Genomic DNA, 21,914 nt, shown 5'->3' on the forward strand with positions numbered 1-21,914 from the left:
GATTATATAGATAGGAATATAGATGGGAAACGCTTTACAAAAGCGCGCCAGTGAATGAAAATAAAATGCACAAAAGGCTAATGAAAACTTTCAATCGGCTATTTTTAGATTTACCAATAAAGCTATGAAGGATATTTTAGATAAAGTACCCCCTTGTTTTGAATTTCTAAAAGCAACCATGCTGGAATATGGTGGCGGCAAAGCCAAAGTGAAATTCTTGCCTACCGAGGAAATGTTAAATCCCTTTGGAATTATTCAAGGGGGCATTTTGGCTGGGATGCTCGATAATATTATTGGCCCGGCCATATTTACCCTTGCGCCTAAGCGACCTACCAGTACGCTACAAATGAATGTGAATTACCTAGCTGCTGTAAAAGTGGGAGATGAACTAATCGGCACTGCCGAAGTGATCCATATGGGCAGAAGCCAAGTGTATGTTGAGGCGCAATTGATGCGTGGAGATAAATTGATTGCCAAGGCTACTTGTACCAATCTATTTTTGGATATAGTGCCTAAGCAATAGCGTCTTTTCTAAAGCGTATTTGCTCAGGGTAAGGGAAGGCATGAAGAAATTGACCTTCCTTTATTTTATTTTGCATATCTATCCAATAGCCTGCTTTGAAGAGATCGCCGTGAGTTTCTTCAAATGTGGCTTTTATATCCTCCCGCCCAATCATAAAGTAGCGAAACTCTTCAGGGAAAATATCATCAGGCGCAATCTCATACCAAGGACTTGAAGCATAAATTTGCTCGTAGGTTTCTGCTTTTGGCTTATCTCTAAAATTACATTGGGTGAGCAAAGTGATTTCATCATAATCGTAAAATATACATCGACCATGCCGTGTCAAACCAAAATTTTTGGTCAGCATATCTCCAGGAAAAATATTCGCAGCAGCCATTTCTTTGATGGATTGCCCATAATCAAGTGCCGCTTTTAAGGCGGTTTCCGTGTCAGCTTCCTCCAATAATATATTTAATGGAATACTTTTTCTCTCTGAGTATAAGTGCTTGAATATAATTTGATTATCTTCTATACTAAATTGACTGGGAATGCAATCTCTCAACTCTTGCAGCAATTCCTCTGAAAAGCGATTGGCGGGCAACACGAAATTTTCAAACTCATGTGTATCTGCCATTCTGCCCACTCGATCAAGCTTTTTCACCAGTTTATACTTCTCCAACACTTCTCTTCTTGTAATAGCTTTTGGCGGCTCAAAGGTGTCTTTGATAATCTTGAAAACGATATTGTAGGAGGGAAGCGTAAAGACCGTCATCACCAAACCTTTCACTCCCGGAGCTAATTCAAATTGATCAGTGGAATGCTCGATATGCTCTAACAAAAGTCGGTATTGTTCGGTTTTGCCATGTTTATGATAGCCGATAGAATTATAAACTTCGCCCAAATCTTTGCCCGGCATTAATGACAATAAAAAAGCAATCATCTGTGATGGAGCTTCCGTTTCCACCATAAAATAGGAGCGGGTGTAGCTGAAAATAATCCGCACATATTCGGGATTAGTTACCAGCGCATCTATATACAAACCCTCTTTGCCATGAATAACAGGCAGTATAAACGGGATCACCTGATTACCACTCAATATTCGCCCAATGACATAAGCTGCCTTGTTGCGATAGAATAAAGTATCAATAATTTGCAAATGGGAATTCGCGGCGAGTTCCGGCACGTTTTGAGCGAAAGCTTGCTCAATAAATTGCCCATCTCGCTCAATATTCTCGAAGGAGTAGTTTGGGAAAAAGTCTTTTAAAATGCTTTTAATTAAGTGGTTGAGCTTCGAATCTAAACTATATTCCTTCCAAAGATTGCTGTCATTGGCAATTTGACATGAGCCGTATCCTGCCTTTACAAACATATAATCATCATCTACCGGTTGGTTTAGGAAGATTTTTCGGCTTACGGAATTGAAATAAGTTTCGGCTAATTCCTTATCATCAGATTGCTCACTGATTTCACTAAAGGCGCTTTTGATTTCCTTCCAAAAGGCTTTTTGAAAAGTGATTTCCGGAAATGAATTTTCAAGATGAGAAAGTGTGTTTTTTAGCTTTTTCTTATACAAATCGAGCCGTTTTACACTGTCCATTTGCAGCTTTCGCCATTCACGTTTGAAAAAGCGGGAGGATGCCTTCCTTGTAATTTTCTTAAACTCTCGATGATATTCTTCGAAACCATCTAATATGATGGATGCAATTACAAGTGACTGTTTCGGCTCCCCCATCTACTATTTTCCTAATTTACTATCCAAAGAAAATTTGCCTGGCCCTGCAAAGAAAATAGCCATGAATGATGCTAAATATAGCAAAGGCAATTCTTGTCTTGACCAACCATCATCAGCATGAACAATTAGTGCAATTACTGCCATAGCAATCATAAGTGGAATAGTTGCCAATCGGGTAAATAGTCCGAGTATTAATAAGATTGCACAAAAGAACTCGGCAAATATGGCCATTTGCAGGGATAGGGCAGAAGATCCTAGTCCTAATGGATCGCGAAAACTTTCGGCTCTGCTAGCGTAAGATGAAAGCTTCGGCCAGCCGTGAGTCATAATCATGGCGCCGGAGGCTATTCTCAAAATCAATAGACTTATGTCTAATGAAATGGATTTTGTGTTGAAGAGTAATTTTTTCATGATATGTGAATTTGAATAGAATGATACGAAATTTTAAGCTAAAGCCATTACCGAACAATGGAGATATAAAAAAGAAGCCTCCAATTAGGAGGCTTCTTTAATAAAATTCAGCCAAAAGGCCGGTTACTCTCTTTTTTCTAAGTCAATCTTTATTGCATCTGGTCCTGCCAATTTCGCATTAATTTGGGCAAGTTCAGTTTCAATAAAGTCCTGCAACATTCTAGTTACCATTTTGGTATCTGCTTGCAATTCAACTATTCTTCCAACCTGCTGATCTGTAGGACGAGCTGTTGCTCCATCAATGGCATTCATGATAGCCATGATTTCCTCTCTCAGTCTAGGCTTCGTACGATAGGTCATGGAGTTTGGCGGTCTGCGTAACTCCTCATCCAAGTCAAGTACCTTTTGTAGAGCTGATTTCACATCACTAAGCACATTGCTGCGGTTTTCAATCGAGCCAGCTTCAAGACCTTTGTTCAGTTCGCCCAATTGCTCATTAATAGCTGTTGTCGCATTTATCATTTCATTGGCGGAACCAAGCAAAATCATAAACTCCTTTAAAGTTTGATCTTTTTGAGCATAATAGTTTGGCTGCAAATTGATACGAGGATCAGCTTTCACTTCAATTTTCACTGCTTGGCTTTGACCATTTGCAGTCAATTTAGCTGTATACATTCCAGGTGGCACTCTTGGACCTGATGTAAATGAACCCCATCCAGTGGTAGGTGCTCCAGATAATGGCGTCGGACCATTGTATCTCAAATCCCAAATCACTCTATTGAGTCCAGCATCACCTTTATCAAAGGTCAAATCTCTTACCAATTCACCTTTAGCATTGGTGATACTTACAGTTACATCTTCGCTTGGTTTATTCGCTAAATAGAAATTGATATAAGCACCAAATTCAGGGTTTGGAGCTCTATATACCTTTTCACCCAAATCCTCAATTTGTGTATAATAGTGCCATAATGTAGCTGGCTTTGGATCAAATACATGCAGTGACTTGTTGCCAACATTATTGTAGTTTTCAAGTGCTTTCGCATCATCCAAAATCCAAATGCCACGACCGTGAGTTGCTACTACAATATCACTTTCTCTTTTCTGGAATTGTAAATCATGTACTGAAGCAGAAGGAAGATTGTTATTCATTTTTACCCAGTTTTTGCCATAGTCCCAGCTACCGTAAATTGCTGTTTCCATTCCGGCAACAAGGAAGTTTGGATTGTTAGGGTTTTGTCTAACTACACGTACATAATCATCTTCCGGCAAGCCATTTACAGCTTTCGTCCAAGTCTCACCAAAATCAGTCGTGATGAAAATATATGGTTTGAAATCGTCTAATCTGTGTTGATCAACCGCAATAAATGCTGTACCTGGCGTATGAACAGAAGCATCTATTTTGCTGATCCATGAGAATGCCGGTAAGCCTGGGATTTTATCATTTAGCTTCGTCCAGGTTTTACCACCATCTTTCGTTAGTTGGATATTGCCATCATCTGTACCTACCCAAATTACATTTTTATCTAGTGGAGATTCTGCAATTGCTAATATGGTACAATGGAATTCGGCTGCGGTGTTATCAGAATAGATTTCACCACCAGAGGATTGTTGTTTGCTCTTATCGTTGGTCGTCAAATCAGGACTGATTTCCTCCCATGTATAACCTCTATCCGTAGAGCGGAAAAGTACGTTACCACCGAAGTAAACGGTGTTTGGATCGTTAGGAGAAACGTGAATAGGAGAGTCCCAATTGAAGCGATACTTGTGATCGAAAATGGCATCACCTGCAGAACCAATGATTTTTGGATATGGGTGTATATTTCTAATATTACCATAGCGAGTATCCACGTGGAAGATCACACCGCCTTGTAAGTTGGAGTAAACTTCATGCTCTTCGCCCGGAATTGGCACAGCGTAATATCCATCACCTCCCGCTAATTTTCTCCAGTGGCGTTTCATGATACCAGCATTATCTAGCGAGTTGCTTGGGCCATACCAGGTACCATTATCTTGCAATCCACCATAAATATTATAAGGCTCTTTATCATCTAAGAATATCTGATAATACTGTGAAAGCACTACATTATTAATAATATCGAAAGTCTCACCACCATCAAATGATAGCTGATATCCACCGTCACTTCCACTGATTATTCTGTTGGAATTTGTTGGGTCAATCCAAAGTGCTTGGTGATCTCCGTGAACGCTTCCACCAATTCTTTCGAAGGTTTTTCCTCCATCAACACTTTTTGAAAGCCTTCCGGATAAAGTGTAGAGCACATCAGGATTGTTTGGATCTACGCGTACATCTGAGTAGTAGAATGGACGGAAGTTCAAGTTTGGATCAGGATTTACCATGGTCCATTCTTCGCCTCTATTCTCAGATTTGAATAGAATACCAGCGTCTTTGAATTCGGTAATCATATACACGATATTCGGGCTGCTTTTAGAAACTGAAAAACCTATTCTAGCCATAGGCTGATCTGGTAATCCATTCATGATTTTCTTCCAAGTTTCACCGCCATCAGTTGATTTGTAAGCAGCAGTTTGGTGGCCACCATCAGTAAATAACCAAGGCTTACGACGGAAATACCACATGCCAGCATACAACACATCAGGATTGCCCGGCTCCATTGCTACATCGGAGCAACCGTGATCTTCATCAATGTGAAGTACTTTTTTCCAGTTTTTACCTCCATCAGTTGTTTTGAAAACACCTCTTTCTGGGTTTGGTCCCCATTCTCTACCCAAGGCACACACACAAGCCCAATCTGGGTTAGTAGGGTGCACAAGGATTCGCTTAATACGCTCTGTTTTAGGAAGGCCACGATGATCCCACGTTTTGCCACCATCATCAGAACGATAGACGCCATTGCCATACTGCACACTATTACGAGGGTCTCCCTCGCCAGTGCCAATATAAATGATATCAGTATTTGAAGGAGCAAGTCCGATCGCACCTACAGATAGTACTCGCTCATTTTGGAATAGCGCATCGAATGTGACACCACCATTTGTTGTCTTGAAAATACCACCATCGGCACCTGCAAAATAGAAAGTGCTATAATCGCCTGGGATACCTGCTACATCGGTGACTCTACCACCCATATTTGCTGGCCCAACGGATCGCCATTTCATGGATTTCATTGCCTCTTGAGGAGGAATGCTTTGTGCATTTATTAATGTACCTGAAAAAATCAGGATAATTAATGTGCACCATTTCATTGAATTTTTCAGCATGATTGAAATAGTTTAAGGTTATGGATAATAAGCTATTTCAAAGCCGATTGGAAAGCAAATAAAATGTGATGGGAGGATGAAATGACCAATATTTCGGAAGTGGAATTGAATTTTGACCAACAATATTTTGATCGATCAGTTATTTCTGGGGCCAGATATTTGAAGTATTTTCCAAGAAAGATGAAGGAGCTAGCAGGGTGTAGCTCAAAATTGGGCATAAAAAAAGGTGGAAACTTTCGAGTCCACCTTTTTAAGAAATTTATATAGAACTTAATCTGCTACTACGTCAAAAGGAATAGTAGATTTCACTTCTTTATGTAGATCGATTTCAACTTCGTAAGAACCTAAGAACTTAACTTCTGAGTTGAAAGCAATTTTCTTTCTGTCAATCTCAATACCTTTTTCTCTCAAAGCGTCAGAAATTTGAAGAGTTGTCACCGCTCCAAATATTTTACCGCTTTCTCCAGCTTTAGCTTTGATAGTAAGCGATACTCCGTTCAGCTTGTCAGCGATATCTTGCGCATCTTGCTTAACTTTTTCTGCTTTGTGAGCTGCTTGTTTTACGTTTTCAGCTAACATTTTTCTGTTAGACTGATTTGCCAAAACTGCAAAACCTTGAGGGATTAGGTAATTACGACCATAACCAGGCTTTACTGATATTACATCATTTTTATAGCCTAGCCCTTTGATGTCATCTTTAAGAATTACTTCCATTGTGTTTCAAATTTTAAAAGGGTAGACAAATTATTTCAATGAATCAGTTACGTAAGGAAGCATACCCAAATGGCGCGCTCTCTTTACGGCAGTAGCTACTTTCTTTTGGAATTTAGCACTTGTACCTGTTAATCTTCTTGGAAGGATTTTACCTTGCTCATTTACAAATTTCAACAAGAAATCGCTGTCTTTGTAATCGATATACTTAATGCCATGCTTGCGAAAGCGGCAGTATTTCTTTTTGATTTCACTTCCGTGAATTGGTTCGTTTACGAGTGTCATTATACTTTTTCCTCCTTAACTGCTTTTTTGTTAAAATCACCATTTCTTCTTCTTTTGTTGAAGTCAATTGCATGCTTATCACAAGCAACCGTCAAGAAACGAAGTACTTTCTCATCTCTGCGGAATTCAGTTTCCAACGCATTCACAATGTTCGTAGGAGCTGCGTACTCAAACAGATGATAAAAACCAGTTGATTTCTTTTGAATAGGGTAAGCTAGTTTGCGAAGTCCCCAGTTCTCGTCGTTCACGATTTCAGCGCCACGCTCTGTAAGCACTGTTTTGAATTTTTCAACGGCATCCTTCATCTGAGCGTCAGATAAAACGGGAGTTAAAATGAATACCGTTTCGTAATGATTGTTCATAATTTAATTTAAAATTGAAAAGAATAATTTTTCGAGTCGCAAAAATAGCTATTTGTATTGATTATGCCAAAAGCTACGACAAATATTTACTTGATAATAAAGCTTTGTCTGCCAAGTAGATAATCATCTTCGAATATAGAAATAGTGTATGAGCCAGGATCCAAATTGTTCATCCTGTCCAGTTCTATTTCAATTTTCATTTCATCGAGATCATAGTAAATGTCTTTTTTGGCGGTATAAAACTGCTCTAGTCCTTCGTACATAAATGTGCCTGAACCATGATTAATATCAAAAACGACCTTATTTTCTGGGTTTTGTACCTGAACAAGGATGGTTTTGTTTTCGGGAATAGCTACGTAATTTGCTGCGATAGTAAATCGGACAATTAGCTTTTCAATTTGTCTCTCACGCAAATCGGCACTTTCTGCGCCTCTTCTATTCACCCCAAAAAGAGAGATTTCCTGCGTTTTTAATCGACCAGCCAATCCTGCTTTTTCTTTTAGCTCTTCTTGCGCTTTTTCATATTCTGATACAGATTCTTCTAAGCGCTCTTTCTCAGTTTTTAAATCTACATTTTCGCTTGATAACACTCGTGTAGCCGTTTGTAAGGAATTTATCTCATTTTCCTTTTCTCTAATAGTGGCTTCAAAGGTTCTGATTCTTCTATTTAAATCAGTGATTTTTAAAAGGTTTATGGTATTGTTTTCTTGCAGGTTTGTAATTTCTTCTTCAAGCTCTTCCTTAATCTCAAGCAGCGTTTCAACCCTCCCGCCCAATCTGCGGATGTTTTCTATTTTCTCATCCAATTCGCGACTTATTACCAATAAGTCATTGCTTATATTGGCAACTACCAAGGCATTTTCATTTTTCTCCTCTATACGCTCAGTTTTTTCTTCATTCAAATTGAAAAACAAATAAGCTATAACTAATGCTAAGGCTACATTTAAAATGAAGCTTATAATAAATTTCAAATCATTCATAGATGTTACCTTTATTAATAATTTTACAAAAATAGATCAAATACCAAGCTTTCACAAAGGTTTGGGAATTTTGGCAAATGCAATTAAATGAACAAGAATAAACTAGACTCTAGCTATTGGAGCGAGCGATACCGCAGCCAGCAGATTGGCTGGGATGCGGGAGGAATTACCATACCGCTAAAGGCATACTTCGATCAGCTGAAAAATAAGGATATTGAGATTTTGATTCCGGGCTGCGGTAATGGCTATGAAGCCGAATACCTGTTCAATAGTGGTTTTCGCAATGTTTGGGTAATTGATTTGGCCATTGAACCATTGCAGAATTTGAAGCTTAGGTGCCCATCATTTCCAGAGAATCACTTGATCCAAGGAGATTTTTTTGAATTGGAAAAGCGCTTTGATTTGATTGTGGAGCAAACTTTTTTTTGTGCCTTGCCACTAACAATGCGCTCTGACTATGCCAAAAAGATGCATCAATTGTTGAAGCCCAATGGAAAATTGATGGGATTGCTTTTCAATTGTCCGCTCAATTTGGAATTCCCGCCTTATGGTGGTTCAGCTGAGGAGTACGAGAAATATTTTGCTCCATATTTTGAATTCGAGGTTTTTGATGAAGCTTATAATTCCATAAAACCGAGAGCAGGTAGAGAGCTATTTATCTTGCTTCGGAGAATCTGATTGTCTGCGCAACTCCCAAACTTGTTGTGATTTGGGCAATTCAGGATTGGTAAATATCAGCCCAATCTTAAAAAGATCAATACTAAGCTGAGCTTTTGGATGCTGGACGATTTCCTGCCAAGCTCTGTGCATACCACTTGACCAATGTATATCATCAAAAATCAAGATTGAATCGGCAGTTGAATTCGAAATTATTAGCTCGAAATATCTCTTGGTTGCTTCGTAAGTATGGTTTGCATCGATATAAAAGAAGCTGCAATCCGCTTGCTTTTGCAATAATAGCGGGAGGGTTTGGTCGATATTCCCTTGGATGATTTGGATATCCAAATTGGGAAACTTATTGAAGTTACTTAGCGCTATTCTCGCAATTTCCGGACAACCTTCGAAGCTGATGGTTTTTGCATTTGGATTAGCTGAAGCAAGATACAGCGTATTTATGCCAAGGGAAGTGCCTAGTTCTACAATAGTCGAAGGCTTGAAATGCTCAATTAGGTTGAAAATTGTCTCACTCCAAAAAGCCGTATTAAGACTGCTCTTCGCGATGCTGCTTATTTTACGTTTATTCGAAAGCTTCATTTTGCTTCCGGCGCCGAGGTCAGTTACTTCAATTGTTTGCTTATCCTCGCGTAGTTGTTTTCTGATTTTTTCTATCTCATCAAATGAAGCAGAATTCTTTTTTGCGAGAATTTGGTAGAGCTGAAATAAACTCGGACTGTGTAGAGACTGCTCATCAACAGCCTTTAGCCAATGCTGAATACGGTATTGGAGAACTTCAAAGGCCATTAATTGAGCAAATGTGGAACAAACATGACGAATTCCGGTATTTGCACTTCAAATTGCTTTCCATCTACCAATCGCTCCATTACAAAATAGCCGTACATTTTGCCCATGCCTGAATGTAAATTACAACCGGAAACGTACTGATGTATTTGTCCACTTTCAAGTATGGGTTGTTGGCCAACGACTCCTTCGCCTTCTACCTCTCGCTTTGGCCAATTGGTATCGTGAATGTACCATTGTCTTCTGAGAAGCTGGATGGTGTTGTCACTATGATTTTCGATGGTTATCTTATAGGTAAAAACATGATGATTCTGAGCCGGGCTGGAATATTCAGCTTGGTACTCGGTTTCTACACTTACTTTTATGCCATTTGTAATTTGCGTAACCATTTTAATCCCGATTATTGTATCCTAAAACTAGATTTACAGCTACTAAGTTTATCAGCGACAAAAGATATTTGAAATATGAATGTAAAAATAGCAGAATCGTGGAAGAACAAGCTAAATGATGAATTTAAAAAAGACTATTTCCTTCGTCTGGCCGAATTTGTGAAAGCTGAGTATAAAACTAAAACGGTTTATCCTCCAGGAAATGCCATTTTCAAAGCATTTGACGCTTGTCCATTCGATGATGTCAAAGTCGTAATTCTTGGACAAGATCCATATCACGGGCCAGGTCAGGCGAATGGATTATGCTTTTCGGTAAAAAATGGAGTTCCTTTTCCGCCATCATTGGTTAATATTTTCAAAGAGATTAAGAACGATTTGGGAATTGAAATCCCAGCCAATGGAGATTTGGAGCGTTGGGCAAAGCAGGGAGTTTTGTTGCTAAATGCTACGCTCACGGTGCAAGCTCATCAAGCCGGTTCACACCAAAATAAAGGTTGGGAGACCTTCACTGATTCAGCCATTCGCCAATTGGCAGAGCAAAGAGAAAATCTAGTATTTATGCTCTGGGGAGCGTATGCACAAAAGAAGGGAAGCTTTATTGATAGACAAAAGCATTTGGTGCTCGAATCACCTCATCCATCTCCGCTTTCAGCTCATCGAGGTTTTTTTGGAAATGGCCATTTCAGTAAAACCAATGCTTATTTAAAGCAAAATGGGTTTACTGAAATAGCTTGGTAAATCCTTAACGGATGATATTAAATAGTCTTTCAAATCTGATTTTCTTGAAGAAACTTTCATTTGCATCTATGGACATCCAAATGAAAAGTGCTTTGCCGACAACGTGATCTTCAGGCACAAATCCCCAGAATCTTGAGTCTTCAGAGTTGTGGCGATTGTCACCCATCATAAAGTAATAGTTCTGCTTGAAGGTATATTCTGTAATCGGCTGATCATCAATCCAAAGCTTATCACCTTCAATACGGACATTTTCGTGGCCTTCGTATTTGGTGATCACCATTTCATATTTCACCAAATTCTCCTCGTTGATTTCAATCGTAATTCCTTCACCTGGAATCATTAATGGACCATAGTAATCCTCATTCCAATTGAAGCTTCGTGCACTTGGGAATATACGCGGATTTGCTTCGCCTTCAGGCCACTTATCTACCGTCACATTTTCAATAAATGGTAACGCCTTCAGTTGATCTGCAGTAGAGGGTAAAGAAGAAATCATATAGCCGCCAGGCAATGTTCTTGTTTCAGCCAAACTGATATCGTACGAATTAAACACACGCTGATTAATCTGATCTTTGGTCTGTAGGAAATACCTAAATTGTAATTGTGGCGGAGTTTCTCCTAGCTCGCCGTTGATATACACTTGCATATCTTTAATCTCAATTACGTCGCCCGGCACAGCTACACAGCGCTTTATGTAATGGGTTTTCAAGTCGGTGGGGTGCTCGAATTCAACTGGATAATTGAACACAACCACATCATTTCTTTTTACTTTTGACAAACCAGGGACTCTCCAAGATGGTAATTGAATCCAATCTAAATAAGAAGGAATTTCTGTTCCCCAAATATATTGATGAGTGAGAGGCACTTGTAATGGAGTTTGTGGTGTTCTTGCTCCATAATGCATTTTACTTACAAATAGGAAATCACCTACTAGCAGGGATTTCTCCATAGATGGTGTAGGAATGGTGTATGCTTCTAAAAATAACCAACGGATAATGGTAGCGGCAATTACTGCAAATAAAATAGCGTCAAGCCATTCTCTTGCTGCCGACTTTTTCTTCTTGTTATTTTTTGTACTCATCTATTTCAAGTCTTAATTGGGTCTTTTTAATTTTTTACAACGATAAAGCTAAGGCTATTTGTTGAAAATGGTATCAATTAACAAGAAAATCAGAATGAAAGGAAATTTTCCATGCTAAGCATTCCCTTTTTGTCTTTGATCCACTCAGAAACTAATACAGCACCCAAAGCGAATCCTTCTCTACCAAATGCCTCATGCTCTATGGTAATTTGGTCTATGCGGGAGGTATAAGTGATGCTATGCGTTCCAGGTACTTTTCCTTCTCTTATCGATTCTATTGGCAGTTTATCTGTTGGTTTTTCATGTGTTTCAACCCACCCGCTCAGTTTTGGCTGATGCGGCAAAATATCGTTTATCAATGTCAACGCAGTTCCACTAGGAGAATCCTTTTTCTCAGTGTGATGAATTTCCTTCATACTCACATTGTAGTCGCTTTGTCCATTCATCAATTTGGCTAAGTACTTATTTAGCTTGAAGAAGATATTTACCCCAATGCTGTAATTTGAAGCGTAAAAGAAGGTTCCATTATTCTCTTTGCAAGCTTGTTCAACTTCGGGTAATTTATCCAACCAACCTGTGGTGCCGCTAATGATAGGTACACCTTGATGCAAACATGACAAAATGTTTTGAAGAGCAGATTCTGGTTGTGAAAATTCAATAGCTACATCTGTATTTTCAGGCTGTAGAACTTCAATACCCTTTGCAGAATCTTTTTCAATGATGTGGCTAATTGTATGGCCTCTTTCTTTGGCAATTTTCTCGATGGTTTTACCCATTTTGCCATATCCTATAAGTGCTATCTTCATTTGGTTATAATCTAAGCGATAATGAAATGCCAACTACAGGCATGCCATTAGGGAGTGTCATAAATGTAGGTTTGCTATTGAAGGTTACATCTTCACTGATATCGAAGGTATACAAATGCGCATCCACGTGCGCATCTACGATATTGAGCAAATATATAATTCCAGAAGTGATAAATAAGAGGTCTCTGTTCCGACGGAAGTAATCGAGGTTCCGCTGTAGGCCTTCGGCATTGAATCTAGGAACGAGGTTTACTGTTTCGGGATCGTCATCAATCTCTGCAAAGTAGGAGCGACGGAATAGTAGGTAGCGACGATTGTTGAAATTAATAAAATAACCAGTGACAACAGCAGCGCCACCTATTATTGGTAATTTCCAGTATTTGTCATTGTAGATTTGGCCTAAGCCAGGTAAAGCAGCTGAATAAAGAGCGGCTTTGTTTGGCGAGTGTAATCCGAGTAATTCCTCCCGCCACAATTGCAATTCCCTTTTTGCTCTCTCGAGTTTTTTATCAACTTCCACTAGTCCTGTAGTATCCTGTTGCCTATTTTGATTGTTCGATCCAGGTGGTTGATTGACCTGAGCTACAACGGATTGCGACATCCATATCAAACAAATGGAAATAAGAAGGAGACGAAGCATAAAAAGATTAAATATCTAGAATTTCCAAAATCCTATTTAAGTCTTCAGCAGATACAAAAGGGATTTTGATGTCACCTTTGTAGCCTTGATCAGACTTTATGTTCACTTTAGTTCCAAAATGAGAACTCAATTTCTGTTGAACGGATTTCAAATCGCCTTGCAAAGAAGGTGCCTGTTTTGTGGTGTCTTGCTTTTTTGGACTTCTTGCCGTCATCATCTCACGCACCAAGCTTTCTACCTTTCGAACAGAAAGCTCTTCTTCCAATATTTTTCGATAAATAGCCAGCTGATTATCGACTTTTTCTACATTGATCAACGCCCTTGCATGTCCCATACTTATGAGATTATCTCTAAGTCCGGCTTGAATGTCTGGTGGGAGTCTTAAAAGTCTTAAGTAGTTGTTTACGGTGGTTCTATTTTTACCGACTCTATCACCCAATTCTTCTTGCTTCAGATCGCATTCGGAAAGCAATCTTTGGTAGCTGAGAGCGATTTCAATTGCATTGAGGTTTTCCCTTTGGATATTCTCGATCAAAGCCATTTCCAGCATTTGCTGATCATTGGCTACTCGAATATATGCTGGTATTTTCTCTAATCCAGCAATTTTCGACGCTTGTAATCTACGCTCACCAGAAATCAATTGATAGGAATTGCTTCCTAATTGACGAACTGTAATTGGCTGAATGATTCCTTGAACCCTGATAGATTCGGCTAATTCTTGAAGAGCCTCTTGATCGAAATAAGTTCTTGGCTGATAGGGATTTACCTGAATATGGCGAAGTGGAATCTCGCGCATTGTTCCCAAGGGATTCTCGGTGCTGTCTGCACTTGTATCACGGCTTTCTTGCTGATTGTCTGATAATAAGGCGCTAAGTCCTCTACCTAATGCATTACGTCTTTTTGGGTTTGATTTATCGCTCATGGTTGATTTCTTAAGCCATTCCGTTCTTTTGCAGAATTTCTTGCGCTAAGTTAATATAGGCAATGGCACCTTTACTTTCTGCATCATGCAGGATCACAGGCAATCCAAAACTTGGAGCCTCGCTAAGTTTTACGTTTCTTGGGATAATGGAGCTGAATACCATATCCTTAAAGTGAAGGTTTACTTCATCTACAATTTGATTGGATAAACGAAGGCGTGCATCATACATTGTGAGCAAAATGCCTTCGATTTCTAAATCTTTATTTAATCTACTCTGAATTATTTTGATGGTATTCAGCAATTTACCTAATCCTTCTAAAGCAAAGTATTCGCATTGCACTGGAATAATTACGGAATGAGATGCTGTAAGAGCATTTACAGTGATGATGCCCAAAGAAGGAGAGCAATCGATAATTATAAAGTCATAATCATCTTTTACCTCAGCTAAAGATTCCCTCATCTTTTCTTCTCGATTCTCGAGGCTGATCATCTCCACTTCAGCACCTACTAAATCGATATTGGAAGGCACCAAGTCTAAATCTTTGATTTCAGTTTTGAGGATGGCATCCTTTACGGCTGAGTTGCCGAGCATACACTCATATATACTCAAATGGCCAGCTCGTGGATCTTGTCCCAAGCCTGAAGTAGAATTAGCTTGCGGATCAGCATCAACCAAAAGGGTTTTCTTATCCAATGCTGCCAAAGAAGCAGCCAAGTTCATTGCCGTAGTGGTTTTTCCTACTCCTCCTTTTTGATTGGCTATTGCTATTATTTTGCTCATATCTAAATCCTAATCATTACAGCTGAACTGAGGCGCCGATTTCTAATATTTGTAAATCTATTCCGTTTTTCGAAGCTTCTTCTAAAGCCGCTTCATGGCTTATTTTAATGTATGGAAAGGTATCGAAATGCATTCCTATTACCTTTTTGGTGTCTACAAATTTTGCTGCTTTTATTGCATCTTTATAATCCATTGTGAAATTGCTACCAATTGGCATAAATGCGAAATCAATATTGAATTCTTCACCAATTAATTTCATATCCAATGTCAAAGCTGTATCACCTGCGTAATAGAAAGTTTTGCCACCCGATTCGATTACAAAGCCACCTGGATTTCCTCCATAGCTACCATCAGGCATGCAGCTAGAATGGACTGCATTTACATATTTTACTCTCCCAAAATCAAAATCCCAACTACCTCCATGATTCATTGGATGCGTTTTTTCTACACCCTTGTTTTCAAACCAAGTTGCTACTTCAAAATTGGCAACAATTGTTGCACCTGTTTTCTTGGCAATTTCTTCGGCATCTGCTACGTGGTCGGCATGGCCATGGGATAGTAAAATATAATCAGGTTTTAGCTCATCAATGTTGATGTCCTTTGCCAGCGGATTTGGTGTAATAAAGGGATCAAATAATAGCCTTTTTCCTGTTGTTTCGATCAAAAATGAAGAATGTCCTAGAAAAGTTATTTTCATAATAATTGTAAATTTTCTAAACAGATGTACTGCAAATATATAAGTTTAAGCTCAATGCAAAGGATTTCATACGCTAGCTTTTGAAGCTAATTTGACCAATTTCGATTATCAATTCATTATCAAATCTTTAGTAAAATGAATTATATCAAATATTAACCGACTTATTGAGCATTTTCTTTTTTAGGAATTAGTTTTTCTTTTCCCAAAATAATGTCAAAAAACAACTTGAAGTCTGAGGCTAAACTGTAGCCTGGGTATTGGAAAGTCGCTGGCTTGTTTTTCTCGAAGAAAAAGTGACCAACCCAAGCGAAGCCATATCCAATAAATGGAATTACAGCAAATCCCCACCACCATTGAGTAGCGATAGTCCAAAAGAAAACTACAAATACGAAGAAAGTGCCAATGAAATGAAGCACTCTACATGTTGCGTCTTGATGCTCAGACAAGTAGTATGGATAAAATTCCTTGAAGCTTTTATAGTCTTTGTCGGTAGCCATAAATGTATGCATAGAATGAACCCTAAGCTAACCAAATATTATGGTTTAATCAATAGATTTTAGTCAATGAGTATAACCATTTGTAACACAATATGAGCAGATTCGAAAGTTAACTAAACCATGATTACTCAGAAGCTAAACCAATCCTGGGAAATTCCTTTCATTCATCGGGAATGGCTAAGGGCTACTTAATTTCCAATCAAGTTTTTTCATTCCTTTGTTTTAATCATCAATTTCTATTTTATCAATCAATAACTCGATTTGCAGAATGAAGGTTCTTTAGCTGAAAATTTTTCCGAAAAGAGGATTTTAATGTGCTAGGCAAGATTGAATGCGCTAATTTAGCCGACCTATGAGCAAACCGCATTTCGACGATATATTTATGGAATTGGCTGTAAACTTGGCCAAACGTTCTCATTGTGTAAAGCGCCATGTGGGAGCAGTGCTAACGAAGGATACGCGTATTATCTCTATCGGCTATAATGGTCCACCTGCTGGCACGCACAATTGTGACGAGGAATTTCCAGGTGTTGGTTGCGATCGCGATTCCAAAGGCTCCTGTTCACTTGCCTTACACGCCGAGCAAAATGCCATTTTGTATGCAGTGAAAAACAAAACAGATGTTGCTGGATCTACGCTTTATGTTACTCTTGCGCCTTGTCTGGCATGTTCAAGGGTAATTTTTACTATTGGGATCAAAAAGGTGATTTTCCTCAATAGCTATGCCGAATTCAAGGGATTGGACAAGGAAGAAGGAGTGGAGTTTTTGAAGAAGTTCGGCGTAGAAGTAGAGAAATATCAGGGCAATCTCAATAATGTCACCCATTTGATTTGAGGCATCAATGAAAAGGATTCTTCCATTAATAGCTTTCCTTTTGATTTCTACGTCCTCTTTTGCGCAGAAAATACCCACTTATTTTTCATCAGATTTTGGCTATTTAGCTTATCGATTCAATACAATAGATGTGGATCCCGGTCCAAATTGGAAAGGTCATTATTTATCCGATAAGGATGGCTTTGATATAAAAGTTAATGCCGGACTGATTCTGAAAGAGCGGTATAATGTAGGAGTTGGTCTGAGCTATATGAATTTTGAAGGCGTAAATGGCTTGGGAAGTTATGCTGATTTGGGTTTAGCCATTTTGAAGAATAGGAAATTTACACCTATCGTTTATTGGAATATTGGTTACTCACATCTTTGGAATCAATATGCGGGAGGAACAGGTACTTTTCTTTCCGATTTGGGTATTCGGTTGAAATATCAGATTAGCCCTAAACTTGGTATTCAAGCGAGCACTGGTTTATTTAATACGCAGCAGTCATTTATTAGGCCATATCGGATAGGTGTAGTCTTTAATTAGATTTATTGAACTGGAAGGGTTCTTTTTTGGTCAGCATCTTCAATTGAAAGGACCTCAAAAACAACGTAATTCGAAGCTCCTCTCCAAGGCAAAGCACCAAAATATTCCTTGTATCTCACTTCTATAAATTTGCCACTTGCGCGCTCAAGTTGAGTGGCCACCTCGCCACCAATAGTACTGAATCGGAACTCATTGCTTTGCAATGCTCCAGCTGTAGGGCTTTGGAAACCTGCTTGTACCAATCTGCCTTCGTAGGTTTTGAAGATTATTCCTTTTTTCTCATAGTAATTTAATTCACCAGCCTTTACCCCTTCGCTAAAAACGAAGAAGAATCGAACGTAAATGAAAATAGCCAAAGAGATGAAAAGTATGATGCCGATTGTTTTTCCGTATTTTTTCATGGTCGAAGAAATTGCTGCTTGAAAATTGAAGAAAGATTCAATAATTACTCAGTAAATATACCTATAAACAATCAGTCCAAACCGAATTATCAAAGAATATAAATCAGCTATAAACTTGAATGGTAAGGAAAATGACCGTGACAATAAATAAAATCAGCATTAGTGGCCAAACAAACCTTAAAAAGCGATTGTAACCAATTTTCACCACAGCCAAGCCAGGCAATACCAAGGATGTAGGATTTATAATATTGAATAGTCCATTGCCAAATTGGAATGTATTTACAATTACCTCCCGCCCAAAACCAGCAGTATCTGCCAGAGGTGCAAAAACTGGAATAGTGAGTACAGCCATTCCTGTAGATGATGGAATAAGAAAAGACAAACCATTGTAAATGATGAACATCACATTTACAAAGACACCTTTATCTAGGCCATCAGTAAGGGAAGCTGAATAGTACAGAATGGTATCATTGATCATTCCATCTTGCATCAAGATCGACACTCCGCGTGCAATCCCAATAATAAAGGCCACACTAAGTAATTCACCCGCTCCTTTCATAAAGGTTTCTAGAAATTCGGTTTCCTTCATGCGGGCAATTATTCCAACAATAATAGTCGTACACAGAAAAAGTGTGGTGATTTCCACAAACCACCAATCCAAAATGCTTACGCCAAAAATCATTAAAACAAAGCTGCTCATGAAAATGAGTAAAATCAAAATACGCTGAGTATTCAGTGGTGCAATTTCTTTTTCCGCATTTATACCCATGTATTCTTCCAGAATTTCTTTTTCAGAAAATACAATCGAGGAAGAAGGTTTTTTCTTCACTTTACTGGCGTATCTAAGAATGTAAATGATGGTAATACTCACGCAAATAATAAACATGGCAAGTCGTCCATACAATCCAGTTGTCCATACTATTCCAGCTGCATCTGAAGCTATTATCGTCATAAATGGACTAATAGTGGAGCACATAATCCCAACACAAGAGCCCAAGAAAACACATGCGAAACCTACAAGGGCATCGTAGCCGGCAGCCATAAATACGGGCACAATGATCAAATAGAGCGCAATTGCTTCTTCTCCAAAACTAAATGTAGTGCCACCTAAAGCAACCAGAAAGGTGGTTAAAATAATAAGCAAAAACTCTTTATTCTTCAGTAAATGGGTAAGCCATGCAATACCGGCGGTGAATGAGCCTGAAGCGTTCATCACACCAATCAATCCGCCCATAATCAACACCAAGAATATTATATCGGCTGCTTGGATAATTCCTTTCATAGGAGACAGCACAAAAGCTGCAAATCCTTGCGGTTTAGCTGTTACATTTTGATAGGTTCCCGGGATACTTACGGGTCGGTAAATTGCCCCGCTGGTGAATTTTTCAACTGGGATTTTTACGTTTAATTCGTCAAGTGTTGCTTGAGTTGCAGGAAGAGTTGTAGTGGAATGAATTCCTTTTCTGATAAAGCTTTGTTCATCCGCATTGTAGGAAATGCTGTCGAAACTACCAGCAGGAATTAGCCAAGTGGAAATCGCAACCAATCCTGCGATAACAAGCAGAATGGTAATTGCAGAGGGAAACTTCATTCATTTTGTCAGTTAAGGTTAACTAATTAGATTTTATACTAATAGCTTCCTAAATATATCTGCAATAAAGGGAATTTCCTAAACCTAAAATTGATATCCTAGATTATTAAAACCACTATTTCTCTTTAAATACACCTGCTAAATAAAGAGTCATAGATGTAATTGCAACCAGAAAATAGTCCACAAGATCATAGTCACTGTAATTATAAAACAAATAGGGATTTAAACTACATGTACAGCTTTATCAGCTTTAGCAGTAAATTGGCCTATATGAAAGGCATCATTTTTAGTTTGTTTCATTAGGGCTTCAAATTCAGCCTTAGCATTGGGATCTACTGAAATGAGTAAACCGCCGCTGGTTTGCGGATCACATAGCTGAACCAGCTGCAGTCCCGCACTACCTCCCGCTTTTTGGCCGAATGCATTCCAGTTTCTATAAGTATTGTCTGGAAAAATCATCTGTTCCAGATACTTCTGAATTCCATCTAATACGGGCAAATCTGCCGCATTTATTTGAGCGGAAATATCTGCACCTTCACACATTTCAATCAAATGCCCCAAAAGCCCAAAACCTGTAACGTCGGTCATTGCATGCACATATTTTTGATCACCCAATTCAATCCCTACTGAATTTAATTTACAAGTTGTTGCAAGCATGTTTTCCAAATCTTGAGACTCAATTTTATTTCGTTTGAGGGCTGTAGCCAATACGCCAATTCCAAGTTTCTTAGTTAGATAAATCAAATCGCCAGCTTTTGCAGAACTATTACTTTTGATGTTTTTAGGATGAACCGTACCACAAACAGACAAACCAAAAATAGGATCTTTTGCAGCAATACTATGTCCGCCAGCTATAGTTACTCCCGCTTCCTGACAGATTTGTTTGGCACCTTCTAGCACTTGTGCCGCTAAAGCGGGAGGAAGCTTATCAACGGGCCAACTTAAAATTGCATTTGCAAAAATTGGCCTACCACCCATTGCAAATACATCGGAAAGGGCATTTGCCGCAGCGATTCTACCAAAATCAAATGCATCGTTAACGATGGGTGTAAAGAAATCAACTGTATTAATAATGGCAATATCCTCACTAAGCTGATAAACTGCTGCATCGTCTTTCTGATGATTGCCAACCAATAAATTTTTATCTGGCTTTTGCCAGGTATTGCTAGCAGATAGAATTTCCTCTAAAATTGCCGGAGCTATCTTGCACCCGCAACCTGATCCTTCGCTATATTCTGTCAATCTAATTTCATTCTTCTCCATAAACTTCCTCCTTTTTCCTGATTAGCATTTTACATGCTTGCTCCACAGATTTTCCGTCAATATTGATAGGCTTGTATTGTTGATTGTTTTGACGTTTCATTCCATGCGCATACGTGGCATCATAGTATATCAAAAGATTACTGATCCACTCCCTATTTTGTTGATTTTTGATGGCTTCAATAGCCTCATTTGTTCTTTGAATACCAAGTCTTTTACGAAGTTTTATGACTGCGTCAATTAATTCTTTTTGAGGGAGATAGCCATATTCGGCTGCAATATGTGCAATGCGATTTTCATCACTTTTTTCAATTTCAATAAGTGGAGCATTTTGCATTTGATAAAAAAACTCAGTAGGGATTATATTGAGCCCAATTGACCTACTTTCATTTTCAACCCAAATTGCTTTTTTGAAATTCAGAACTCTAAGATCTTCAGCAAGTAAATTTTCAAATTGTTCTACACTAGGCTGCTCACCTTGCCCAATTCCACCAAAGGCAGATCCCTTATGATTAGCAATTTTTTCAAGGTCAATAACCTGCTCACCCATTTTAGACAGGTGTTGCAATAGCACCGTTTTCCCAGTGCCGGTTTTGCCACCCAATATCAATAATTTAAAGGATGATCTTACCAATTGAAAAGTGTAACTGCGGTAAACTTTGTAGCCACCTTTGAGCCTAAATACTTCAAAGCCAGCCATCGACAAAAGCCACGAAAGAATTTGGCTTCGCATTCCTCCACGCCAACAATAGATGATCACTTTCTTATCAGGAACTAATGAAATAGCCTCCTTTATGATTTCATGAAAGCGAGGGCCAACTAATTCAAAGCCCTTTAAAACAGCATTTTCACTTCCTTCTTCCTTATAAATAGTGCCAACGATTTTCCTTTCCTCATTATTCAAAATGGGCAAATTAATAGCTCTTAGAATATGGCTTTGCGCAAATTCGGCCTCACTACGAGCATCGACTATGGGGTGTATTAGCCTTAATTTCCAAAGTTCTTCAAGAGAGATTAATTTTTCTGACATCCGATGGAATCCTAGTTCTGTTTGATTTAAGTCTTAAGC

Annotated in this window: 25 protein-coding genes; 5 read left to right on the forward strand and 20 right to left on the reverse strand. The window is 38.7% G+C overall.

The features are described 5' to 3' along the window. The first annotated feature begins 124 nt into the window (after nt 1–124). Complete coding sequence (locus ACOXY8_RS00085) at nt 125–523, forward strand: PaaI family thioesterase (protein WP_458329511.1); 399 nt, start codon at nt 125–127, stop codon at nt 521–523. On the opposite strand, the gene aceK is transcribed toward ACOXY8_RS00085, so the two are convergent. From aceK to ACOXY8_RS00120, 7 genes are all read right to left on the reverse strand, one after another. Next, nucleotides 513–2,234 (reverse strand): bifunctional isocitrate dehydrogenase kinase/phosphatase, encoded by a 1,722-nt coding sequence (gene aceK / locus ACOXY8_RS00090; RefSeq protein ID WP_458329512.1) that lies wholly within the window; start codon nt 2,232–2,234, stop codon nt 513–515. The two genes, ACOXY8_RS00085 and aceK, sit on opposite strands and share 11 nt — an antisense overlap. A 3-nt stretch (nt 2,235–2,237) precedes the next feature. Further along, nucleotides 2,238–2,645 carry a DoxX family protein gene (locus ACOXY8_RS00095; RefSeq protein WP_458329513.1) on the reverse strand — a complete coding sequence of 136 codons (408 nt, stop codon included), beginning with the start codon at nt 2,643–2,645 and terminating at the stop codon, nt 2,238–2,240. Between the two features lie 123 nt (nt 2,646–2,768). After that, the gene (locus ACOXY8_RS00100) at nt 2,769–5,885 is read right to left on the reverse strand and encodes a VPS10 domain-containing protein (RefSeq protein ID WP_458329514.1); all 3,117 of its coding nucleotides are present in this window, start codon (nt 5,883–5,885) and stop codon (nt 2,769–2,771) included. A 270-nt stretch (nt 5,886–6,155) separates the two neighbouring features. Beyond that, complete coding sequence (gene rplI, locus ACOXY8_RS00105; protein WP_458329515.1) at nt 6,156–6,599, reverse strand: 50S ribosomal protein L9; 444 nt, start codon at nt 6,597–6,599, stop codon at nt 6,156–6,158. A gap of 30 nt (nt 6,600–6,629) precedes the next feature. Further along, a complete protein-coding gene (rpsR, locus tag ACOXY8_RS00110) occupies nt 6,630–6,881 on the reverse strand; it encodes a 30S ribosomal protein S18 (RefSeq protein ID WP_458329516.1) in 252 nt (83 codons plus the stop codon). Continuing rightward, nucleotides 6,881–7,243 carry a 30S ribosomal protein S6 gene (gene rpsF, locus ACOXY8_RS00115; RefSeq protein WP_458329517.1) on the reverse strand — a complete coding sequence of 121 codons (363 nt, stop codon included), beginning with the start codon at nt 7,241–7,243 and terminating at the stop codon, nt 6,881–6,883. The genes rpsR and rpsF overlap by 1 nt, the downstream gene beginning before the upstream one ends. Nucleotides 7,244–7,329: 86 nt before the next feature. After that, nucleotides 7,330–8,223, reverse strand: coding sequence for a hypothetical protein (locus ACOXY8_RS00120; protein ID WP_458329518.1), 894 nt, complete (start codon nt 8,221–8,223; stop codon nt 7,330–7,332). A gap of 87 nt (nt 8,224–8,310) precedes the next feature. Here ACOXY8_RS00120 and ACOXY8_RS00125 point away from each other — a divergent pair, with 87 nt between their 5' ends. Next, complete coding sequence (locus ACOXY8_RS00125) at nt 8,311–8,901, forward strand: methyltransferase domain-containing protein (protein ID WP_458329519.1); 591 nt, start codon at nt 8,311–8,313, stop codon at nt 8,899–8,901. Here ACOXY8_RS00125 and ACOXY8_RS00130 read toward each other — a convergent pair. After that, a complete protein-coding gene (locus ACOXY8_RS00130) occupies nt 8,875–9,684 on the reverse strand; it encodes an O-methyltransferase (RefSeq protein WP_458329520.1) in 810 nt (269 codons plus the stop codon). The genes ACOXY8_RS00125 and ACOXY8_RS00130 overlap by 27 nt on opposite strands. Next, nucleotides 9,684–10,070, reverse strand: coding sequence for a Co2+/Mg2+ efflux protein ApaG (gene apaG, locus ACOXY8_RS00135; RefSeq protein WP_458329521.1), 387 nt, complete (start codon nt 10,068–10,070; stop codon nt 9,684–9,686). Before apaG ends, ACOXY8_RS00130 begins: the two co-directional genes overlap by 1 nt. Before the next feature lie 75 nt (nt 10,071–10,145). Between apaG and ung the strand changes: the two genes are divergently transcribed. After that, nucleotides 10,146–10,808, forward strand: a complete 663-nt coding sequence (gene ung / locus ACOXY8_RS00140; protein ID WP_458329522.1) for a uracil-DNA glycosylase — start codon at nt 10,146–10,148, stop codon at nt 10,806–10,808. A 4-nt stretch (nt 10,809–10,812) separates the two neighbouring features. On the opposite strand, the gene lepB is transcribed toward ung, so the two are convergent. From lepB to ACOXY8_RS00175, 7 genes are all read right to left on the reverse strand, one after another. Beyond that, a complete protein-coding gene (gene lepB / locus ACOXY8_RS00145; RefSeq protein WP_458329523.1) occupies nt 10,813–11,889 on the reverse strand; it encodes a signal peptidase I in 1,077 nt (358 codons plus the stop codon). Between the two features lie 89 nt (nt 11,890–11,978). Then, entirely contained in the window at nt 11,979–12,695 is a 717-nt protein-coding gene (gene dapB, locus ACOXY8_RS00150) for a 4-hydroxy-tetrahydrodipicolinate reductase (RefSeq protein ID WP_458329524.1), read from the reverse strand. Between the two features lie 4 nt (nt 12,696–12,699). After that, on the reverse strand, nt 12,700–13,296 hold the full coding sequence (locus tag ACOXY8_RS00155; RefSeq protein ID WP_458329525.1) for a DUF5683 domain-containing protein: 597 nt from the start codon (nt 13,294–13,296) through the stop codon (nt 12,700–12,702). A 46-nt stretch (nt 13,297–13,342) separates the two neighbouring features. Beyond that, nucleotides 13,343–14,257, reverse strand: a complete 915-nt coding sequence (locus ACOXY8_RS00160) for a ParB/RepB/Spo0J family partition protein (RefSeq protein ID WP_458329526.1) — start codon at nt 14,255–14,257, stop codon at nt 13,343–13,345. Nucleotides 14,258–14,267: 10 nt separating this feature from the next. Next, a complete protein-coding gene (locus tag ACOXY8_RS00165; RefSeq protein ID WP_458329527.1) occupies nt 14,268–15,038 on the reverse strand; it encodes a ParA family protein in 771 nt (256 codons plus the stop codon). Between the two features lie 16 nt (nt 15,039–15,054). Further along, on the reverse strand, nt 15,055–15,735 hold the full coding sequence (locus ACOXY8_RS00170) for a metal-dependent hydrolase (protein WP_458329528.1): 681 nt from the start codon (nt 15,733–15,735) through the stop codon (nt 15,055–15,057). 161 nt (nt 15,736–15,896) lie between these two features. Continuing rightward, nucleotides 15,897–16,232: an Mpo1-like protein gene (locus tag ACOXY8_RS00175; RefSeq protein WP_458329529.1), complete on the reverse strand. Its 336-nt coding sequence runs from the start codon at nt 16,230–16,232 to the stop codon at nt 15,897–15,899. 352 nt (nt 16,233–16,584) lie between these two features. Here ACOXY8_RS00175 and ACOXY8_RS00180 point away from each other — a divergent pair, with 352 nt between their 5' ends. Together ACOXY8_RS00180 and ACOXY8_RS00185 are read left to right on the forward strand one after the other, a co-directional pair. Further along, complete coding sequence (locus ACOXY8_RS00180; RefSeq protein ID WP_458329530.1) at nt 16,585–17,067, forward strand: deoxycytidylate deaminase; 483 nt, start codon at nt 16,585–16,587, stop codon at nt 17,065–17,067. Between the two features lie 7 nt (nt 17,068–17,074). Beyond that, complete coding sequence (locus ACOXY8_RS00185; protein ID WP_458329531.1) at nt 17,075–17,593, forward strand: hypothetical protein; 519 nt, start codon at nt 17,075–17,077, stop codon at nt 17,591–17,593. A 2-nt stretch (nt 17,594–17,595) separates the two neighbouring features. Here the strand turns inward: ACOXY8_RS00185 and ACOXY8_RS00190 are convergent, their stop codons facing one another. The 4 genes from ACOXY8_RS00190 to mnmH all read right to left on the reverse strand — a co-directional run bounded on the left by ACOXY8_RS00190 (nt 17,596) and on the right by mnmH (nt 21,875). Next, nucleotides 17,596–17,994: a hypothetical protein gene (locus ACOXY8_RS00190; protein WP_458329532.1), complete on the reverse strand. Its 399-nt coding sequence runs from the start codon at nt 17,992–17,994 to the stop codon at nt 17,596–17,598. A 103-nt stretch (nt 17,995–18,097) separates the two neighbouring features. Then, nucleotides 18,098–19,585: a YfcC family protein gene (locus ACOXY8_RS00195; RefSeq protein WP_458329533.1), complete on the reverse strand. Its 1,488-nt coding sequence runs from the start codon at nt 19,583–19,585 to the stop codon at nt 18,098–18,100. 222 nt (nt 19,586–19,807) lie between these two features. Beyond that, nucleotides 19,808–20,848 (reverse strand): selenide, water dikinase SelD, encoded by a 1,041-nt coding sequence (gene selD, locus ACOXY8_RS00200; protein ID WP_458329534.1) that lies wholly within the window; start codon nt 20,846–20,848, stop codon nt 19,808–19,810. Continuing rightward, nucleotides 20,835–21,875 (reverse strand): tRNA 2-selenouridine(34) synthase MnmH, encoded by a 1,041-nt coding sequence (gene mnmH, locus ACOXY8_RS00205; RefSeq protein WP_458329535.1) that lies wholly within the window; start codon nt 21,873–21,875, stop codon nt 20,835–20,837. The genes selD and mnmH overlap by 14 nt, the downstream gene beginning before the upstream one ends. Nucleotides 21,876–21,914: the final 39 nt, after the last annotated feature.

Origin of the sequence: Peijinzhouia sedimentorum (assembly GCF_049340005.1) — a bacterium.
Lineage (GTDB): Bacteria > Bacteroidota > Bacteroidia > Cytophagales > Cyclobacteriaceae > CAXBDP01.

Coding starts and splice junctions, on each gene's coding strand:
- ACOXY8_RS00170 (WP_458329528.1), bottom strand. CDS start 15,735: ATGAAAATAACTTTTCTAGGACATTCTTCATTTTTGATCGAAACAACA.
- ACOXY8_RS00100 (WP_458329514.1), bottom strand. CDS start 5,885: ATGCTGAAAAATTCAATGAAATGGTGCACATTAATTATCCTGATTTTT.
- ACOXY8_RS00085 (WP_458329511.1), top strand. CDS start 125: ATGAAGGATATTTTAGATAAAGTACCCCCTTGTTTTGAATTTCTAAAA.
- ACOXY8_RS00160 (WP_458329526.1), bottom strand. CDS start 14,257: ATGAGCGATAAATCAAACCCAAAAAGACGTAATGCATTAGGTAGAGGA.
- ACOXY8_RS00180 (WP_458329530.1), top strand. CDS start 16,585: ATGAGCAAACCGCATTTCGACGATATATTTATGGAATTGGCTGTAAAC.
- ACOXY8_RS00125 (WP_458329519.1), top strand. CDS start 8,311: ATGAACAAGAATAAACTAGACTCTAGCTATTGGAGCGAGCGATACCGC.
- lepB (WP_458329523.1), bottom strand. CDS start 11,889: ATGAGTACAAAAAATAACAAGAAGAAAAAGTCGGCAGCAAGAGAATGG.
- ung (WP_458329522.1), top strand. CDS start 10,146: ATGAATGTAAAAATAGCAGAATCGTGGAAGAACAAGCTAAATGATGAA.
- ACOXY8_RS00120 (WP_458329518.1), bottom strand. CDS start 8,223: ATGAATGATTTGAAATTTATTATAAGCTTCATTTTAAATGTAGCCTTA.
- ACOXY8_RS00165 (WP_458329527.1), bottom strand. CDS start 15,038: ATGAGCAAAATAATAGCAATAGCCAATCAAAAAGGAGGAGTAGGAAAA.
- ACOXY8_RS00155 (WP_458329525.1), bottom strand. CDS start 13,296: ATGTCGCAATCCGTTGTAGCTCAGGTCAATCAACCACCTGGATCGAAC.
- apaG (WP_458329521.1), bottom strand. CDS start 10,070: ATGGTTACGCAAATTACAAATGGCATAAAAGTAAGTGTAGAAACCGAG.
- rpsR (WP_458329516.1), bottom strand. CDS start 6,881: ATGACACTCGTAAACGAACCAATTCACGGAAGTGAAATCAAAAAGAAA.
- ACOXY8_RS00190 (WP_458329532.1), bottom strand. CDS start 17,994: ATGAAAAAATACGGAAAAACAATCGGCATCATACTTTTCATCTCTTTG.
- ACOXY8_RS00130 (WP_458329520.1), bottom strand. CDS start 9,684: ATGGCCTTTGAAGTTCTCCAATACCGTATTCAGCATTGGCTAAAGGCT.
- mnmH (WP_458329535.1), bottom strand. CDS start 21,875: ATGTCAGAAAAATTAATCTCTCTTGAAGAACTTTGGAAATTAAGGCTA.
- aceK (WP_458329512.1), bottom strand. CDS start 2,234: ATGGGGGAGCCGAAACAGTCACTTGTAATTGCATCCATCATATTAGAT.
- ACOXY8_RS00095 (WP_458329513.1), bottom strand. CDS start 2,645: ATGAAAAAATTACTCTTCAACACAAAATCCATTTCATTAGACATAAGT.
- ACOXY8_RS00195 (WP_458329533.1), bottom strand. CDS start 19,585: ATGAAGTTTCCCTCTGCAATTACCATTCTGCTTGTTATCGCAGGATTG.
- ACOXY8_RS00185 (WP_458329531.1), top strand. CDS start 17,075: ATGAAAAGGATTCTTCCATTAATAGCTTTCCTTTTGATTTCTACGTCC.
- rpsF (WP_458329517.1), bottom strand. CDS start 7,243: ATGAACAATCATTACGAAACGGTATTCATTTTAACTCCCGTTTTATCT.
- selD (WP_458329534.1), bottom strand. CDS start 20,848: ATGGAGAAGAATGAAATTAGATTGACAGAATATAGCGAAGGATCAGGT.
- ACOXY8_RS00175 (WP_458329529.1), bottom strand. CDS start 16,232: ATGGCTACCGACAAAGACTATAAAAGCTTCAAGGAATTTTATCCATAC.
- dapB (WP_458329524.1), bottom strand. CDS start 12,695: ATGAAGATAGCACTTATAGGATATGGCAAAATGGGTAAAACCATCGAG.
- rplI (WP_458329515.1), bottom strand. CDS start 6,599: ATGGAAGTAATTCTTAAAGATGACATCAAAGGGCTAGGCTATAAAAAT.